General features: G+C 42.7%; 12 protein-coding genes. 8 read left to right on the forward strand and 4 right to left on the reverse strand.

All coding sequences use genetic code 11. The annotated features are described in order from the left end of the window. Nucleotides 1-5: 5 nt before the first annotated feature. The 8 genes from gap (at nucleotide 6) to HMPREF2086_RS00785 (ending at nucleotide 12519) form a co-directional block, all read left to right on the forward strand. Complete coding sequence (gap, locus tag HMPREF2086_RS00750; RefSeq protein ID WP_023926810.1) at nucleotides 6-992, forward strand: type I glyceraldehyde-3-phosphate dehydrogenase; 987 nt, start codon at nucleotides 6-8, stop codon at nucleotides 990-992. A 146-nt stretch (nucleotides 993-1138) separates the two neighbouring features. After that, entirely contained in the window at nucleotides 1139-2590 is a 1452-nt protein-coding gene (locus HMPREF2086_RS00755) for a hypothetical protein (protein ID WP_023926811.1), read from the forward strand. Between the two features lie 17 nt (nucleotides 2591-2607). Then, nucleotides 2608-3201 carry a phosphatidylglycerophosphatase A family protein gene (locus HMPREF2086_RS00760; protein ID WP_023926812.1) on the forward strand — a complete coding sequence of 198 codons (594 nt, stop codon included), beginning with the start codon at nucleotides 2608-2610 and terminating at the stop codon, nucleotides 3199-3201. A gap of 82 nt (nucleotides 3202-3283) precedes the next feature. Further along, nucleotides 3284-6250: an alanine--tRNA ligase gene (gene alaS, locus HMPREF2086_RS00765; RefSeq protein ID WP_023926813.1), complete on the forward strand. Its 2967-nt coding sequence runs from the start codon at nucleotides 3284-3286 to the stop codon at nucleotides 6248-6250. Between the two features lie 436 nt (nucleotides 6251-6686). Beyond that, nucleotides 6687-8810, forward strand: coding sequence for a methionine--tRNA ligase (gene metG, locus HMPREF2086_RS00770; protein ID WP_023926814.1), 2124 nt, complete (start codon nucleotides 6687-6689; stop codon nucleotides 8808-8810). Further along, nucleotides 8810-10063 (forward strand): hypothetical protein, encoded by a 1254-nt coding sequence (locus HMPREF2086_RS00775; protein ID WP_023926815.1) that lies wholly within the window; start codon nucleotides 8810-8812, stop codon nucleotides 10061-10063. Before metG ends, HMPREF2086_RS00775 begins: the two co-directional genes overlap by 1 nt. 64 nt (nucleotides 10064-10127) lie before the next feature. After that, nucleotides 10128-11180, forward strand: a complete 1053-nt coding sequence (locus HMPREF2086_RS10520) for an endonuclease domain-containing protein (protein WP_023926816.1) — start codon at nucleotides 10128-10130, stop codon at nucleotides 11178-11180. Between the two features lie 94 nt (nucleotides 11181-11274). After that, complete coding sequence (locus tag HMPREF2086_RS00785; protein ID WP_023926817.1) at nucleotides 11275-12519, forward strand: 3'-5' exonuclease; 1245 nt, start codon at nucleotides 11275-11277, stop codon at nucleotides 12517-12519. Nucleotides 12520-12540: 21 nt separating this feature from the next. On the opposite strand, the gene HMPREF2086_RS00790 is transcribed toward HMPREF2086_RS00785, so the two are convergent. The 4 genes from HMPREF2086_RS00790 to HMPREF2086_RS00805 all read right to left on the reverse strand — a co-directional run bounded on the left by HMPREF2086_RS00790 (nucleotide 12541) and on the right by HMPREF2086_RS00805 (nucleotide 16725). Further along, nucleotides 12541-13872 carry a UDP-glucose dehydrogenase family protein gene (locus HMPREF2086_RS00790; protein WP_023926818.1) on the reverse strand — a complete coding sequence of 444 codons (1332 nt, stop codon included), beginning with the start codon at nucleotides 13870-13872 and terminating at the stop codon, nucleotides 12541-12543. Between the two features lie 28 nt (nucleotides 13873-13900). Continuing rightward, on the reverse strand, nucleotides 13901-14863 hold the full coding sequence (locus tag HMPREF2086_RS00795; RefSeq protein WP_023926819.1) for a UDP-glucuronic acid decarboxylase family protein: 963 nt from the start codon (nucleotides 14861-14863) through the stop codon (nucleotides 13901-13903). Nucleotides 14864-14972: 109 nt separating this feature from the next. Continuing rightward, the gene (locus HMPREF2086_RS00800; RefSeq protein ID WP_023926820.1) at nucleotides 14973-15200 is read right to left on the reverse strand and encodes a hypothetical protein; all 228 of its coding nucleotides are present in this window, start codon (nucleotides 15198-15200) and stop codon (nucleotides 14973-14975) included. A 55-nt stretch (nucleotides 15201-15255) separates the two neighbouring features. Then, the gene (locus HMPREF2086_RS00805) at nucleotides 15256-16725 is read right to left on the reverse strand and encodes an FAD-dependent oxidoreductase (RefSeq protein ID WP_023926821.1); all 1470 of its coding nucleotides are present in this window, start codon (nucleotides 16723-16725) and stop codon (nucleotides 15256-15258) included. Nucleotides 16726-16734: the final 9 nt, after the last annotated feature.

Below are 16734 nucleotides of genomic sequence, written 5' to 3' on the forward strand. Positions count from 1 at the left end.
AGGCAATGAAAAAAGTAGCCATAAATGGCACGGGCAGAATCGGGCTTTGCACAGCGCGTATCATAGGGGCGCGTGATGATGTCGAGCTAGTGGGGCTAAACACCACCGCAGATATTGACACACTCTTGCATTTGCTGAAGTATGATTCTATTCATCGCAGATACGATGCTGAAAAAATCGATGAAAATCATCTACGAATCGGCAAATCAAAAAGGGTAAGAATCCTAAGTGATAGAGACCCTAAAAATGTCGATTTTTCCTCACTAGGAGCGCAGGGTGTGATAGAGTGCACAGGCAAGTTTAACTCGCTTGAAAAGTCAAGCGTGCATTTGCGAGATAACATAAAGCGCGTAATCATCTCTGCCCCTGCAGAATCGACACCTACTTTTGTCTATGGAGTAAATCACACAGATTATAAAGGAGAGGAAGTCATCTCAAATGCTTCTTGCACGACAAACGCGCTAGCCCCCATAGCAAAGGTGCTACACAAAAAGTTTGGCATAGAATCCGCGCTAATGACAACCGTGCATAGCTATACAAATGACCAAAATGTGCTTGATGTCAAGCACAAAGACATTCGCCGTGCGCGTGCGTGTGCACTAAATATTATCCCCACTAGCTCGGGTGCTGCTAAAGCTGTGGGGCTAGTTATACCCGAGTTAGTGGGCAAGTTCAATGGATTTGCCGTGCGCGTGCCTACGCCTGATGTGAGTTTGGTGGATTTGAGTGCAAATCTATGTGTGGAAGTGAGTGCAGAGGAGATAAATCAAGCCTTTAGACACGCTCAAACTTGCGTGATGAAAGACATAATCTATGTCGATGAGGAAAAATGTGTCTCAAGCGATTTTATCGGCTCGCCATATAGCGCGATAATCGTGCCTGATAAAACGCTAGCAATAGGCAAGAGTGTGAAAGTGCTTGCGTGGTATGACAATGAAATGGGGTATTCTACGCGGCTTGTGGATATGTCCGTGTGGGCATTGTCGCACTAGATTTGTGCTAGATAAGTGGGTTTTTGCAAATCGTGCTAGATTTTGCGTGCTAAGTTTGCGCTAGATTTTGTGGCTTGGTATAAAGGTGGCAAGTAGTTTGTTTAGGCGGGTTTAAGCCACTCTGGCATTAAAAGTAAAGGAGCTTTATGCTAAGTTTTGGATATGATTTCTATGATTCTCTCTCTTCTTGCTACACTTGTGGCGATGAGATTTTTGCCAAAGTGCAGCGCGAGCGCGAAAAGGGCGTAAGCGGGTATTATGCACTACCTTTTGAGAATCGTGCTTGTGAGGACTTGGCAGGGTTTGTCTCAAAAAATGAGGAGCTACTTACCCACATAGAAAATCTCGTCCTTATCGGTGTGGGCGGAAGCTCACTTGGAGCAAAGGCGATTCATCATCTACTACGATACACACCTCTCTCAAGCCAAAATCCACAAAGTCAAGCGCAATCCACAAATCAACCTACAAGTGCGAAATCTCAAACAAAATCTACAAATCAAGAAAAAAATAGAAAAGCTACATCTCACAAAAAAGCCCCAAAAATCTATTTTTTGGAGCATACAGACGCGCTTAGTATCCCTCATATTCTCTCAAAAATTATGCTAGATTCTACGCTGTTTATTGCGATTTCTAAGTCTGGTGGGACGATTGAAACTTCTAGCTTGCTAAAGTATGTCATTTCTAGATTTTCCTTGCTAGATTCTAGTGAGGGCAAATCTCACTTGCTTTGCATAACCGATGAGGGCTCTGCATTGCAGAGTTTTGCCAAAAAAGAGGGGGTAGAGTGCATAAGCATAGCACCTAGCGTGGGGGGGAGATTTTCTGTGCTTAGTGCGGTGGGGCTTCTCCCGCTTGGACTTTTGGGCTATGACATAGCACAGATATTGCGCGGAGCTAGGGAGTTTATGGAGAGATTTTTTGCGCGAAAAGAGGAGCATATCTTGGCAAAAGCGTCTTTTTTGGCAAAGAACTATGAGTGCTATCCCATCACTACGCTTTTTTCTTACTCAAGCATTTTTAGGGAATTTAACGCGTGGTTTGTGCAGCTGTGGGGGGAGAGTCTAGGCAAAATAGACAAAGATGGCAAGCGCGTAGGGCTAAGTCCTGTGGGGCTTATAGGGAGTATAGACCAGCACTCATTTTTACAGCTTATCATCGAGGGTAGGACGGATAAAACCGTAACATTTCTTTCCATAGCTCCTAGTGCCTTGCCAAGTAGCCCTAAGATTCCGCTTCTTAGTTTGCATTCTTTAGAATCTAGCGATTTTGTAAATGGCGTTGGGTTTGCAGAACTGCTTGATAGGCAGAGATTAGCCACTTTTCAATCGCTTGAGAATCTGCAATATGATAGTCTTGGGGCAGAATCTAATATAAAATCTAGCAAGGAGCAAGCTAGCGTGAAATCTAAAGAGATTTTGTCAAAAATCCCGCTAGATTCTATCGTGCTAAATGAATTAAGCGAGCGTAGCGTAGGCGCGCTAATCGCGTATTTTGAGCTACTTACTTCAGCAGTGGGGTGCGCTCTAGATATAGACACTTACAATCAGCCCGGTGTAGAGCTTGGCAAGGTTTTGCTAAAAAAGGGCTTTTCCAAATAATCTCTAAAAGAGGGCAAATGCAAGAGAGCAACAATCAGCAAGAAAACAACCAACAAAATAACGATTCTAGTCCAAAACCTGCGAATTTCTCAAACCTAGCAAATCTCGCTCAAATCGCGTTTTTGAGTGTGCTTTGGGTAGGCAAATGTCCTAAGGCAAGTGGGACTATTGGCTCTATCGCAGGTGTGGCACTAGGCTTGCCGATACTTTATCTCTCCTCTCAAACGCTATTTTTGCTCTCTATCTTTGTAGGGCTATTTGCCATAAAGCAAGTCAATATATACGAAGCGCGAAATGAGGGCAAAGAGGGCTTTAGCCACGATGAGGGCTGGATAGTCATCGATGAGGTGGTGGGCGTTTGGATTGCGCTATCTATCGCGTGCTTTGGCGAGGTAAGTGTTATCGGTGTTGGGAGTGCGTTTGTGCTTTTTCGTGTGTTTGATATATGGAAGCCCTCTCTCATAGGCAAAATCGATAGAGAAGCAAAAGGTGGGCTAGGCGTAGTGGGAGATGACGCGCTAGCAGGTATAATCGCAGGGCTAGCTAGCCTTGTGGTAATAGAAGCGTTTGGATATTTGGTGAGATTTTATAGGGATTTTGGGGGATTTTGAGAGTAGATAGCGCGTATTTTAGGGCAGGTGGAACGATTATTGATTATTGATTAAAAAAATATCGACAATTAAAAGGTTTTTTATGGCTGATGACATTCGAGGGTTGTTTTTGGACTTTTTTGCCAAAAAGCAGGGCAAAATAGCAAGCACGCAAGGCACAAACACGGCACGCGACAAGGGAAGTGTGAGTGCAAGCAAAGCAGACACTAACGCAAGCCAAGCAGAAAATAGGGCAAGCCAAGCGGGAAATAGCGCGGATTCTTTGGCGAGTGAGTGCGCTAGTAGCGAGGCTAATGGAGGCGGTGGAGGCGAGGCTAGCGGGCATAAGGTGTATGATTCTATGCCTTTAGTGCCTGATGATGCGAGCTTGCTTTTTACCAACGCAGGAATGGTGCAATTTAAAGACATTTTCACAGGCAAAATCCCCACGCCCACGCCTCCTCGCGCCACTAGCTCACAGCTTTGTATCCGCGCGGGTGGCAAGCACAATGACTTAGAAAATGTCGGCTACACAGCGCGACACCACACACTTTTTGAAATGCTTGGCAACTTTAGCTTTGGGGATTATTTCAAGCGCGAGGCGATAGCATACTCGTGGGAGTTTGTAACGGAGGTGCTAAAGTTTGATAAAAGCCTTTTGTATGTAACGATTCACAAAAGCGATGATGAGGCTTACGAGCTGTGGCAGGAGCATATAGAGCCTAGTCGCATAAAAAGAATGGGCGATAAGGATAACTTCTGGCAAATGGGCGACACAGGACCTTGCGGACCGTGCAGTGAAATATACATAGACCAAGGGGAGAAGTATTTTCATAGCAGTGAGGATTATTTCGGTGGCGAGGGCGATAGGTTTTTAGAGATTTGGAATCTTGTCTTTATGCAGTATGAGCGCGACAAGCAGGGCAATCTAACGCCACTGCCACGCCCAAGTATCGATACAGGAATGGGGCTAGAGCGCGTGTATGCGCTAAAAGAGGGGAAAATCAACAACTATGATACTTCGCTTTTCGCCCCGCTAATGAGGAAAATCGAGCAACTCACAGGGCAAAAATATGTGCGCGATGATGAGATTTCAGAATCTAGAGGCGTTAATGAGGTAAAATCCAAGCACAGCAGTGGAGCGCAAAACGCGCAAGCAAGTTTCCGCGTAATCGCTGACCACGCGCGAAGTGTGGCGTTTTTGCTCGCGCAAGGAGTGAATTTTGATAAAGAGGGGCGAGGCTATGTGTTGCGTAGGATTTTGCGCCGAGCGGTGCGACACGGCTACTTGCTTGGGCTAAAAAAGCCCTTTTTGTGCGAAGTGGTGGGCGAAGTGTGCGAATGTATGGGAGCGCACTATGGCTACTTGCTAGAGCGCAAGGGCGCGATAATGGAGCAGTGCAGGGCGGAGGAAGCGCGATTTTTTGAAACCATTGACGCGGGAATGGAGCTTTTTAGCACGGAGTTTGAGAAGCTCCAAAAATCGAGCAAAAAGGGTGCTGGCAAAAATAGTGAGGACAAAATAGGTGAGGGCAAAAAAGGCACAGGGCTTTTTAGCGGGGAAGTGGCGTTTAAGCTCTATGATACTTATGGATTTCCGCTTGATTTGACGCAAGATATGCTGCGTGAGAGTGCTATGGAGGTGGATTTGAGCGCGTTTGATAAATGTATGGAAGCGCAAAAATCCCGCTCTAAAGCAAGCTGGAGGGGCTCTGGCGATGAAGCAAAAGAGGGCGATTTTAACGCGCTTTTGAGTGCGTTTGGCGAAAATGAGTTTGTGGGCTATGAGAAAGATTGTGCCAAAAGCAAGATTTTGGCTTTGCTTGATACAAATTATAGACGCATTGAAGTGCTTAATGGCGATGGATATATTTTCTTAGACTTAACTCCGCTTTATGCGGAGGGTGGCGGTCCTGTCGGCGATAGTGGTGAGATTTTTATGAATGGTAAAAAAGTCGCAAATGTCATTTATACCAAAAAATATTTTGGGCTAAATATCAGCGAGATTAGCACGAGTAGCGAACTAAAAGTGGGCGACATTGTGGAAGTCAAAGTTAGCCCAAGTCGCACCGAAATCGCCAAGCACCACAGCGCGACACATTTGCTCCACCTTGCGCTAAGGCAGATTTTGGGCTTACATATCGCCCAAGCAGGAAGCCTTGTAGAATCCACTCGCTTGCGCTTTGACTTTTCTCACCCAAAGGCACTAAGCAGCGAGGAGCTAAGCCAAATCCAAGATTTTGTCAATGAGCGTATTTGGGAGGGCAATGCCCAGCAGTGCGAGATAATGCCGATAGATGAGGCAAAGGCTAAGGGCGCGTGCGCGCTATTTGGCGAGAAGTATGGCGAGCGCGTGCGTGTGATTAGCTTTGGGGAGTCTATGGAGCTGTGTGGCGGGATTCACTGTGCCAATAGCGCGGATATTGGGAGCTTTTATATCACAAAAGAAAGTGGGGTAAGCTCTGGGGTGCGCAGAATCGAAGCGGTATGTGGCAAAGCGGGCTATGAGTATGCCAAAAACGCGCTTAATGAAGCAAAAGAAGCAAGGCTAGCACTTAAAAGCAATGACTTGCTAGGCGCGATAACTAAGCTAAGGCTAAGCGCGAAAAATGCCAAAAAAGCCACGCCCACAAGCCCCAAAAACTTGCAAGCCGAGTTGATAAATGGCGTTAGCTTAATCGTGCAGAGCTTTGAAGAAGTAGGCATAGACGCGCTCAAAGAAATGGTGGATAACGCCAAAAACGCGCATAAACGCGTGGCGATAATGCTTTTTGGGCTAAATGAGGGGCGCATAGACATAGTCGCAGGCGTGAAAGAAGCAAACTTAAAGGCTGGAGCGTGGGTAAAGCAAATCGCGCAAATGCTAGGAGGCAATGGCGGGGGCAGAGATGACTTCGCACAAGCGGGAGTAAAGATAGAGGGAGTAAAAATCGAGGGCGCAAAGGTAAATGGCGCGGATTGTGGGGATTCTAGTGGTGCAAGTTCTAGCGGGGTGGATTGTGGTGCATTAAGCTCTAAAATCGGCAACGCGCTAGAGGAAGCAAAAGGGATTGCAAAGGCGGGGTTGTAGTCAAGGGCGCAACTCAAAGGGCGCAATATAGGTGGTTTGCAAGAGTTGGTTTGTAAGTTTTGTGGGGAAAAAGTCGCAAGTCAAAAACTTACAAAGCAAAAATTTGTAAAAACAACAAAATTTGCAAAAGCAAGCAAGATAAGCAAGAAGATAAGTTAAAGTCTAAGAAAATAATTTAGCAAGCAAGGTAGATTTAAAGATTTTGCATAAGGCGCAAAGATTTTCACAAAATCTAGCCCGCACGACTAATCATCTGCAACTATATCTTATGGCTATTGCGCGTATGATGTTTGCGTGCAAACAACTTGCTTTGGCTGGGCTTGGTATTTTGCATATTTAGGTAATTTTTAGTAATTTATCATTATAATATGCGACTATTTCATTAAGCGATTCTTGCCTACACAAAGCAGATTAAAATCTCCTTATAAGGATATAAATGCCAAAGACTTCTTCAAGTAATAAAGACATAAAATCCCTCATCACTACCCCTATATACTATGTCAATGATGTCCCTCATATCGGGCATACATATTCTACTATCATCGCTGATATGCTGAAAAAATACAAGTGGCTAAGGGGCGAAGATGTGTTTTTGCTGACAGGCACAGATGAGCACGGGCAAAAAATCGAGCTTTCTGCCAAAGCAAAGGGTAAGACACCTAAGCAATATGCAGATGAGATAAGCTCTAAATTCCGTGATTTGTGGGATAGGCTAGGCATTGAGTATGATTATTTCATACGCACTACTGATGAGGGACACAAAGAAGCTGTGGCAAATGTGTTTGAAGAGATGTGCAAAAATGGAGATGTGTATTTGGGGGAGTATGAGGGGGATTATTGTGTAAGCTGTGAGAGCTACTACACAGGGGTAGAAAATGGCAAATGCCCAGAGTGTCCGGGGGATAAGCCACTTACCAAAATCAAAGAGGAGAGCTACTTTTTTGCACTATCTCGCTATGAAAAAAGACTGCTTGAGTGGTATAAAAATGGTGCGATATTGCCCATACACAAGCGCAATGAAGTCATAGCTTTTGTAGAGAATGGACTAAAAGATTTATCCATATCGCGCACAAGTTTTGAGTGGGGGATAAAGCTACCAAAGGTAAGTGTAGATGGGAAAACTCCACAAAAAGAACATATCGTGTATGTGTGGCTTGATGCGTTGTTTAACTACCTAAGTGCGCTTGGGTTTTATCAAAAAGAAAAATCTAGCCATAATGATTCTAGTCCAAAATCCACAGACAAAAAGCGATATTGGGGGAATGCCACTCATATCGTTGGCAAAGACATTTTGCGCTTTCACGCGGTGTATTGGCCTGCGTTTTTGATGAGCTTGGGACTACCTCTACCTAAGCATATCTATGCGCACGGGTGGTGGCTACGAGATGGGCAAAAGATGAGTAAATCACTTGGCAATGTCATAAATCCTACCGAGTTTGCCTCTGCTTATGGTATAGAAAATCTGCGTTTTTATCTTTTGCGCGAAGCACCATTTGGACAAGATGGCGACTTTAGCCAAAAGGCATTGGTTGAGCGCATAAATACCGAGCTTAGCAATGATTTGGGCAATCTACTAAATCGCCTCATAGGGATAAGCGAAAAATATACAAATTTGGAAATACACTTAGGCGGTGATGATTTTTCAAGCAATCTTGCGCAAGGCTTTGGTGGGCGATATAAGGGCGAGTGGGAGGAAGCAAACGCGATATTTGAGAGCGCGGAGGCAAAAATGGAATCGGTAAATATCAAGGGCTACATTGAGGATATTTGGAGGGTGCTTCACCTTGCAAATGCAAGTGTGGCTAAATATGAGCCGTGGAATCTATACAAAAATGGCGAGATAGAGGCACTAAATGGGCTTTTGGCATTGCTTGCAAACTTGCTATTGAAAGTTGGGTTTATGCTTTTCCCTGTGATGCCAAAGACTACGCAAACTATTGCTAGGGCGTTTGGAGTGGAGATTACGCAGGAGGATTTTAGGCGTTTGGTGGTGGAGAATGTGCCTTTTAGGGATTTGCGTGTGCAAAAAACACCGCCGCTTTTTAGTAAAATCGATGGATTGCTTATCGATGAAAACTACGCGCTAGAATCAAAAGAATCCAAACAAGAATCCAAAAACGCGCAAGAAAAAAATAAAAATGCCAAAAATGATAGTGCAAAAAATGCTAATGCCAAAATCGCAAGTGCCAAAATCGATGGCGTAGCTACTATCCAAGAAATAACCAAAGATTCTAGCCAAATCGGTATAGATGATTTTGCCAAAGTAGACATTCGCGTAGGCGAGATTTTATCTTGTGAAGCATTGCCAAAATCCAACAAACTTTTGCGACTAAGCATTGATATGGGGGAGGAAAGCCCTAGAGTGGTGCTCTCTGGCATAGCGCAGTTTTATCGTCCAGATGAGATTATCGGCAGGCAAGTGTGCGTGGTGGCAAACCTAAAGCCAGCTAAGATTATGGGGGAATTTAGCTATGGAATGATACTTGCTAGCAAAGATGAGAATGGGCTGTCATTGCTTGGCATAGATGGCAAACGCAAAAATGGGAGTAAAGTAAGCTAGTGAGAGTGCTTGAGGCGAGTGAAATCATTTGCGGGGAGCTTATAAATACCCCTGCTATCGGCTCTTTTGAGGGGTTTGCTACAAAGGTAGAAGATGTCAAAAGGGGTGTGCTGTTTTTTGCCCTAGATAGCGATGATATTGACGCAGCACTAGAAAAGGGTGCGTTTGGTGTTGTGTTTGATAGCTCTACACAGATGCGCAATGTCGAAATAGCGTGGATAAAGGTGGATAATATCCAAAGCTGTATTTCTCGCTTGGTGCGCTATCTCCTTATTAGCAAAAAGATAGAGATTATCTTGCTTGATGAGATTCAATATGCCATAGCAAAGCAGATAATCCGTGCAAAAGAAGTGCTATTTTTTGATGAATACAAGGGCGGGTTTATATCAGCAAACAACTCTATCAACAATTCTATGAGATTTTCTGTGTGTGAATTGCTTGATGAGATAGTCCAGCAAAATCCCACCAAAATCATCACTTCGCTTGAGGGCATAGCGGATTTGAGCATCGAGGAATACACCACTTGTGTCAATCCGCAGCATTTGCCATTTGATATTATCACTCCTCATCAAATCTTTGAATCCAAATTTTATCACAAGATAAGTGCGTATCAGATTCCATTGCCTGCGGTGTTTTTGCCAGAGCTTGCTGCGGTGGTGGAGCAGCTGTGCTTGCGTGAGGGGGAAGAGATAGCGTTTGATATGAGTGATTTTGCACCCATAGAGAAGCTACTGCCCATAGCACTTTCCCCAGAAGCGAGAATCCTCCCTCTTGGCAAAAGCAATAAAGTCGTAATCTCAACTAATAGTGTGGATATATTTTTGCGCTATGTGCGCTATCTCAAAGAAAACGCAAGGTATGGAGAGCTAGCGTTTTTTGTCCCTAGAATATTAGATGATAAGAGCAAAGAGGTGTTTACGCCTATCCCTTGTGAGGGGGATTCTAGCGAGTATGGTGGGGAGTCTTCTGCCCTGCAGTCGTATTGCAAGGTGGGATTTTGCGTGGAGTATGATAGAGGTGGAGCGCAAAGCGAAGTGGCTAGCGAAAATCCACAAGGTAAGGAAAGTGGGGAAAATAAGCAAAATAATGCTAGCGATAAACTAGAAGCGATATGCTATGACTCATCAAATGAGCTACCAAAGCTACTTAAGCTATCAAGGTTTAATTTCGCACTTGTGCTTGGGATTAGCACGGAGGGATTGATTTTTGTGCTAAATGAAGCAAGCAAGGACACTTCGCCCGTGCTGTTTTAGTGGATTTGGGTAAGCAAGAACTTTATTCGCTATTTATTGCCGATAAGTCATAGAGAATAGAACAATGCAAGGAGCACCTGACCCCGCTTGCACCATACAAGAACTTAGCCGAGCGATGCGCAACAATCCCACACAAGCAGAAAAAAAACTTTGGCAAGCATTGCGAGGCAAAAAACTAGGATTTAAATTTAGACGGAAATTTGTGATTGATTCTAAATATATTGAGGATTTTGTATGCTTAGAAAAGCGGCTTATCATTGAGTGTGCGGAGGACAACACTCAAAGTCCCCTCCCGAAGCACGAGGGGCATTTAGACTTTTATTTAGAATCAAGAAATTTTAGAATTTTGCGCTTTTGTAATAGCGAGATTTTGGGGAATTTGGAGGGTGTTTTGCGTGTGATAAAAGAGGCTTTGGAATCAAGTGAGGATTTTGCTAATGCAAAATCTACCCACGCCAAAGCCCCCTCCGCAAGGGAGGGAAAGAGAGAAAAACCCCTTCCCTTACGGTATGTATTTGGGGTGGGGCATCTTCCGCAAGGGGAGGGGGAATCAAAGAGTAGCCAATCAGCAATGAAGACGAAAAAGAATGTGTTGATGAGGAATCGGAGGAATACTGCACTAAAACGACATAGCAAGACTAAAAGAGTGCTAACAGATGAGCAAAAACTCATTGTTGATTTAAGCAAGAGAATGGAGGAAAATGAGATTTTGGCTATCCAAGCGTGCGCTGGAAGTGGCAAAACCTCTACTTTAGAAGAAATCGCTTTAGCAAACACTAAACAACGATTCCTCTACCTAGCGTTTAATAAATCTATCGCTACTCAAGCTATGGAAAGATTCCCAAAAAATGTCGAGGCAAAGACGATACACTCTCTTGCTTTTAATTATGCCAAAATGCACTTAGGAGACTTCGCTCCGCAGAGCAAGATAACGATACTTGACTTGGAAAAGTTGGTAGAATTTGACTTTGATGAGCCTTATGATTTTGCTTATGGATTAAAAATATTTGAAAATTTTTTAAGAAGTGATAAGACATTGGTTGAAACTACTTGTTTGCAAACATTTGATAGTGATTTGAGCGGAAGCAAAATCTCCCCCCCCCCCCTTAAGAGATGAAAAATTTATAAAGTTTCTATATGAAGCGACTTTAGAGGGGGCAATCCCACCAACACGGGATTTTGTAAAAAAATTTTATCAAATTCAAAAGAATGTGAAATATGATGATATTGATTTTGATAGTGCGGAAAGATATGCTAGAGCGAGGCTTTGTGAGAAAGTTGGTAATTTTAAGCCATTAGATAAATTAAATATTTTTAATTTGTGTGAGGTGTTGCGATTTAAGTGTGGGTTTAGAGATATTAAAGCAGGTTTGGATAGGTTTAATAAATTTCTAAAAAGCAAAAAAGATTTTGATGATGTCAAATTTTGGCACAGAACCATCATTAAATATTTATTTCAAGCAACTTTGGATAAAAAACTCCCCATAACCCACGACTTTTATTTGAAGTATTATCAGATGAGAAAATATGAGCGATTGGAAGAAAAATATGATTTTATATTACTTGATGAAGCGCAAGATACAAATGAAATAATGCTTAGCATATTTTTAGACAATGATTGTAAAAAAATCTTTGTGGGCGATACATTTCAAAGCATTTATGGGTTTAATGACTCCATAAATGCTTTTGAGATTGTAGAAACAAATCACCACCTTAGCTTATCGCAAAGCTTTCGTTGCAAGCAAGAAATACTTGATTATGCTAGCTTTTTCTTAGAAATGTTTGCAAACAAAGATTTTACGCCTATGAGAAGTGGATTTAGCGGTGATGAGAGAATCACTACTAGGGCGTATATATCACGCACAAATGCGGAAATCGCGCGATTTTTGGTTGATTTGTATAAAAGCGATAGTTTTGAGTATAAAGAGTATCGCTTACTAAAGAGGGTAGATAGTATTTTTGAGCCTATTTGGGCGATAGTGCATTTTAAATCAAGTCAATTTGATAAGATTCCAAAGCGGTATTCTTACATAAAAGATTTTAATGACTTCAAAGAATTGATAGAATATATCGAGGAAATAGGAGATGCAGAATTGAAACAAGCGATAAAACTTTTAGAGGAGTTTGAAAAGATAGAAATAAGCAAAATCCAAAATCTAGCAGAATCTCTCTATGCAAACAGAGAAGCCAAAAATATCATAACCAACGCTCATCAAAGCAAAGGCTTAGAATTTGATGAGGTGGTGCTCGGAAGAGATTTTTTTGACCTTTATGAAAAGCAACTAGAAGCGAGAAGAGAAAAAGAATGGGAAAAATTTCAGCAAGAACTAAATCTATTTTATGTAGCTATCACTCGGGCAAAAAAGAGACTTATTGATAAATCATCTAATGCGGAGTTATATGTTGAATGCAACGATTGGTATTACAACAGTGATGTGCTGATTTTGGGACTATAAGCGTTTTTGGCTTTGCCAAATCTATTTGGAGCGCACACCGATTTGGTGGTATTCAAAGCCTAGATTTTGCAGACTAAAATGCCGATAAATGTTGCGCCCATCAAAGATAACCTTTTCTTTTAGCTGCTTTGCTATCTCTTCAAAATCTGGGCTTCTAAACTCCCTCCATTCTGTTACTAGCACAAGTGCATTTGCACCCTTAATCGCGCTATATTTATCCTCTGCAAAGACGATAGAATCTAGCACATTTTTTAGATAAAACTTCGCTTGATTGATAGCTTTTGGGTCATAGGCATTGATTTTTGCACCTCTTTTTGCTAGCTCATTTATCAGCACGAGCGAGCTTGCCTCACGCATATCATCAGTCTCTGGCTTGAAGCTAAGCCCCCATAATGCAAACACAAATCCATTTAGATTTTCCCCAAATCGTGCGATGATTTTCTCCACCAAAAGCATTTTTTGAGATTCATTCACGCCTTGAATCGCCTGTAAGATTCGCGGTGTGTAGCCATTATCAAGTGCGGTTTTTTCTAGCGCTTTGACATCTTTGGGGAAGCAGCTACCGCCATAGCCACAGCCCGGATAGATGAAGCTATATCCGATTCGCGAATCTGAGCCTACGCCTAGTCGCACATCGTTTATGTCCGCGCCCACACGCTCACAAATCTGGCTCATCTCGTTTATGAAGCTGATTTTGGTGGCAAGTAGTGAGTTTGCGGCGTATTTTGTCATCTCGGCAGATTCTACACTCATAGCGATAAATCTATCGCTTTTGACTAAAAACGGCGAGTATAGTGTGCGCATAATTTCTAGGGCTTTTTGGCTATCTGCACCGATTACCACTCTATCTGGGCTCATAAAGTCTTTTATGGCTACGCCCTCTTTTAGAAACTCTGGATTGCTTATGACATCAAAGTCTATGTCTAAACCGCGCGATTTTAGCTTCTCTTTTATGATAGATTTCACAGATTTTGCAGTGCCAACAGGCACTGTGCTTTTATCCACCACCACGCAATATCCCTCTATAATCTCGCCAATATCCCCCGCCACACTTTGCACAAAGCGCAAATCCGCACTGCCATCATCGCCCATAGGTGTCCCCACAGCGATGAAAATCACTTCGGCATTTTGCAGTGCCTCACGCTTATTTGTGCTAAAGTGGAGTGTGCTTTTTGCTTGATTTTCCTTTATCATTTCACTTAAGCCCGGTTCATAGATAGGCACGATGCCTTGCTTTAATTGAGTGATTTTGTCCTCATCTATGTCAAGGCAAATCACGCAGTTACCATTCTCGGCAAAACAAGCCCCCGCTACAAGCCCTACATATCCACTGCCTACAACTGCGATTTTCATTGGAATCTCCTTTTTGGGTTTTATAGCGTTATCGCATTTTTGTGCCATTTTTGGCTAAAAGGTTTTCAAAATACTCTATTGTTTTGACTAGTCCGTCTTTTAGTGCGACTTTTGGCTGCCACTCTAGCTCTTTTTTTGCTAGGGTAATGTCTGGTTTGCGCTGCTTGGGGTCATCTTGTGGGAGTGGGTGAAAGATTAGCTTGGATTTAGAGTTGGTTAGGGCTAGGATTTGATTTGCTAGCTCTAGTATGCTAAACTCACTTGGATTGCCTATATTTACAGGTCCTACAAAATCGGGGCGAGAGTCCATTAGTCGCATCATTCCCTCTATCAAATCATCGACATAGCAAAAACTGCGCGTTTGTGAGCCATCGCCATAAATGCTTATGTCTTTGCCTAGCAATGCTTGAATGACAAAGTTGCTTACCACGCGCCCGTCATTTGGGTGCATTCGCGCTCCGTAGGTATTAAAGATACGCATTACTTTGATTTGTAAATTGTGCTGTCTATGGTAGTCAAAAAATAGCGTTTCTGCGCATCGTTTGCCCTCATCATAGCACGCCCTTATGCCGATAGGATTTACACAGCCACGATAAGATTCTACTTGGGGGTGGATTTCTGGGTCGCCATAGACTTCGCTAGTGGAGGCTTGGAGGATTTTTGCTTTGACGCGCTTGGCAAGTCCTAGCATATTGATAGCACCTACTACGGAGGTTTTGGTCGTTTGCACAGGGTCAAACTGATAATGAATAGGGCTTGCTGGGCAGGCGAGATTGTAAATCTCATCGACTTCTACATACAGCGGGAAAGTAATATCAGCTCGCATAAATTCAAATCTCGGGTGGACAAGCAGATGAGCAATATTTGCCTTTGTGCCCGTGAAAAGATTATCCACGCAAAGCACTTCATCGCCTCTCTCTATGAGCCTATCGCACAAATGCGAACCTAAAAACCCCGCCCCACCCGTTACTAGAATCTTTTTGTTTAGCATAGCGTTATCTCGTTGGTTTAATGTCGTGTTTTACTTAAAGGGGCTAATATAAATATTAGCGATAAGATTATCGCACATAGCGCGAATGCTGTTACTACTATACCAATCATTATAGTTCCTCCAAATCATCAAGTCTTTTATTAAATGCTCTATTAGCGACATAGATTCCGCACAATAAGACGATTATGCCAATAGCGATGCAGACTCCAAGCACCAAATCAATCTCTTTGTAGTGTGTTGCAGTGTATCCAAAGATTCCAAACAATGCCACCAAAAATGCAATGACTAAGGCTTTAAGATAGTCTAGCCTAGCTTGCAACCTCTCTTTTTTACTCATTGAAACCTCACAAAATTTTTTGTTATATTACCATAACAACACTTTAAAATATTATTTATGATTTTGCCACTTTACCCTCTTGGTAGTCATAGTCTGTATTTATCTCCCATAGATTTGGATTAGCCCTGCCCAAAATCTTATCAGCACACAAAAGCCCCATTAGCAAGCTATGGTCTTGATTGTTGTATTTAAACGCGCCGTTGCGTCCGATGAAGTGCAAGTCTTTGAAGTCATCTAGTGCATTGTAGATTTTACTAAGATTTTGCTTATAGCCTTTCTCATAGATGGGATAGGATTTATGGATTTTAAGCGCGTGGGTGCGCTTGATTTGGCTAGAGTGTGCCACTAGGTTTGAATCTAGCAAATCTTTCTTTGCGATATTTATGATTTCATCACTGCTTAGATTCCATAGCTTTTCATCATCATTTGCCCAATACTCAAGGCATAAAATGCTTTCACTTCTCCCACAGCGCAAGTCTTGCGTCCAATTTGCGAAGTTTGTGATTCTACCAGTCTCAATATTCTTAGAGTGAACATAAATCCAATTGTCCCTAAAAAGCTTCGTCTTTTGCGTGCTTTTTTCACGCAATGTTGTTTTTACGGATTGTGGGCTAGTATCTGCGCTAGATTCTTTTGCGCAATCCACCTCCACATACACCAAAATCGTGTTGCGAAATTTTAGATTTTGTGCCAAATCTTTAATCGCACAATCTAGCTCATCTAGGCTTAGCACCATATCCCTAAAAGGCGCGGTTGAAATCACTATATCGCCATATATCTCGCCACCACTCGTGCGAATCCCAATCGCCCTTTTATCCTGCGTGATGATGCCACTCACTTCTATATCGCAAAGTATCTCCCCACCATTTTGTAAAATCTCTTTTGCCATATTTTCATACACCACGCCACAGCCTTTTTTGGGGTAGCTAAACTCATCTACTAAGGTTTTGTGCTTTTTGCTTTTATCGCCCACAAATGCACTTTTGATTGCCTCATAGAGATTTAGCCCCTTTATGCGCTGTCTTGCAAAGTCGCTATCCAAATCCTTGCACTCTATGCCCCAAAGTTTTTGTGTGTAGGACTTAAAAAATATGCTATATAAGCGATAGCCAAAGGCATTTGCCACCCAAGATTCAAAGCTGTTCCCACCAAATGGCTTTATCTTTGCTTTTATAAAGCTAAGCACACATAGGGTGGATTCGATGATTCCAAGTTTAAAAAGTGCGTCAAATCCACGCAATGGGTAGTAAAAAAATTTGTTGTTATAAAAAATCCTAGTTAGTCGGCTTACCTTTTGGCTCTCCCCATAAGTGTGCGCACTCCAAAAGTCATTTAGCCGTTTGTCTTTGCTAAAAAATCTATGCGGTCCAATATCTACGATTTGGTCAAACATTTTTAATGACTTGCTCATACCGCCCACGCTAGATTGCGCCTCATAGATTGCGACTTTATAGCCATTTTGGCTTAGCACTCGCCCCGCGCTTAGTCCAGCCACTCCTGCACCGATGATTAGCACTTTTTTCATTTTGCCTCC

The sequence above is a fragment of the Helicobacter macacae MIT 99-5501 genome, assembly GCF_000507845.1.
Lineage (GTDB): Bacteria > Campylobacterota > Campylobacteria > Campylobacterales > Helicobacteraceae > Helicobacter_B > Helicobacter_B macacae.

What these genes read in the sequence shown, in the direction of transcription:
- HMPREF2086_RS00790 (WP_023926818.1), bottom strand. Translation starts at nt 13,872, where the DNA reads ATGAAAATCGCAGTTGTAGGCAGTGGATATGTAGGGCTTGTAGCGGGG.
- HMPREF2086_RS00755 (WP_023926811.1), top strand. Translation starts at nt 1,139, where the DNA reads ATGCTAAGTTTTGGATATGATTTCTATGATTCTCTCTCTTCTTGCTAC.
- gap (WP_023926810.1), top strand. Translation starts at nt 6, where the DNA reads ATGAAAAAAGTAGCCATAAATGGCACGGGCAGAATCGGGCTTTGCACA.
- HMPREF2086_RS00795 (WP_023926819.1), bottom strand. Translation starts at nt 14,863, where the DNA reads ATGCTAAACAAAAAGATTCTAGTAACGGGTGGGGCGGGGTTTTTAGGT.
- HMPREF2086_RS00805 (WP_023926821.1), bottom strand. Translation starts at nt 16,725, where the DNA reads ATGAAAAAAGTGCTAATCATCGGTGCAGGAGTGGCTGGACTAAGCGCG.
- HMPREF2086_RS00800 (WP_023926820.1), bottom strand. Translation starts at nt 15,200, where the DNA reads ATGAGTAAAAAAGAGAGGTTGCAAGCTAGGCTAGACTATCTTAAAGCC.
- alaS (WP_023926813.1), top strand. Translation starts at nt 3,284, where the DNA reads ATGGCTGATGACATTCGAGGGTTGTTTTTGGACTTTTTTGCCAAAAAG.
- HMPREF2086_RS10520 (WP_023926816.1), top strand. Translation starts at nt 10,128, where the DNA reads ATGCAAGGAGCACCTGACCCCGCTTGCACCATACAAGAACTTAGCCGA.
- metG (WP_023926814.1), top strand. Translation starts at nt 6,687, where the DNA reads ATGCCAAAGACTTCTTCAAGTAATAAAGACATAAAATCCCTCATCACT.
- HMPREF2086_RS00760 (WP_023926812.1), top strand. Translation starts at nt 2,608, where the DNA reads ATGCAAGAGAGCAACAATCAGCAAGAAAACAACCAACAAAATAACGAT.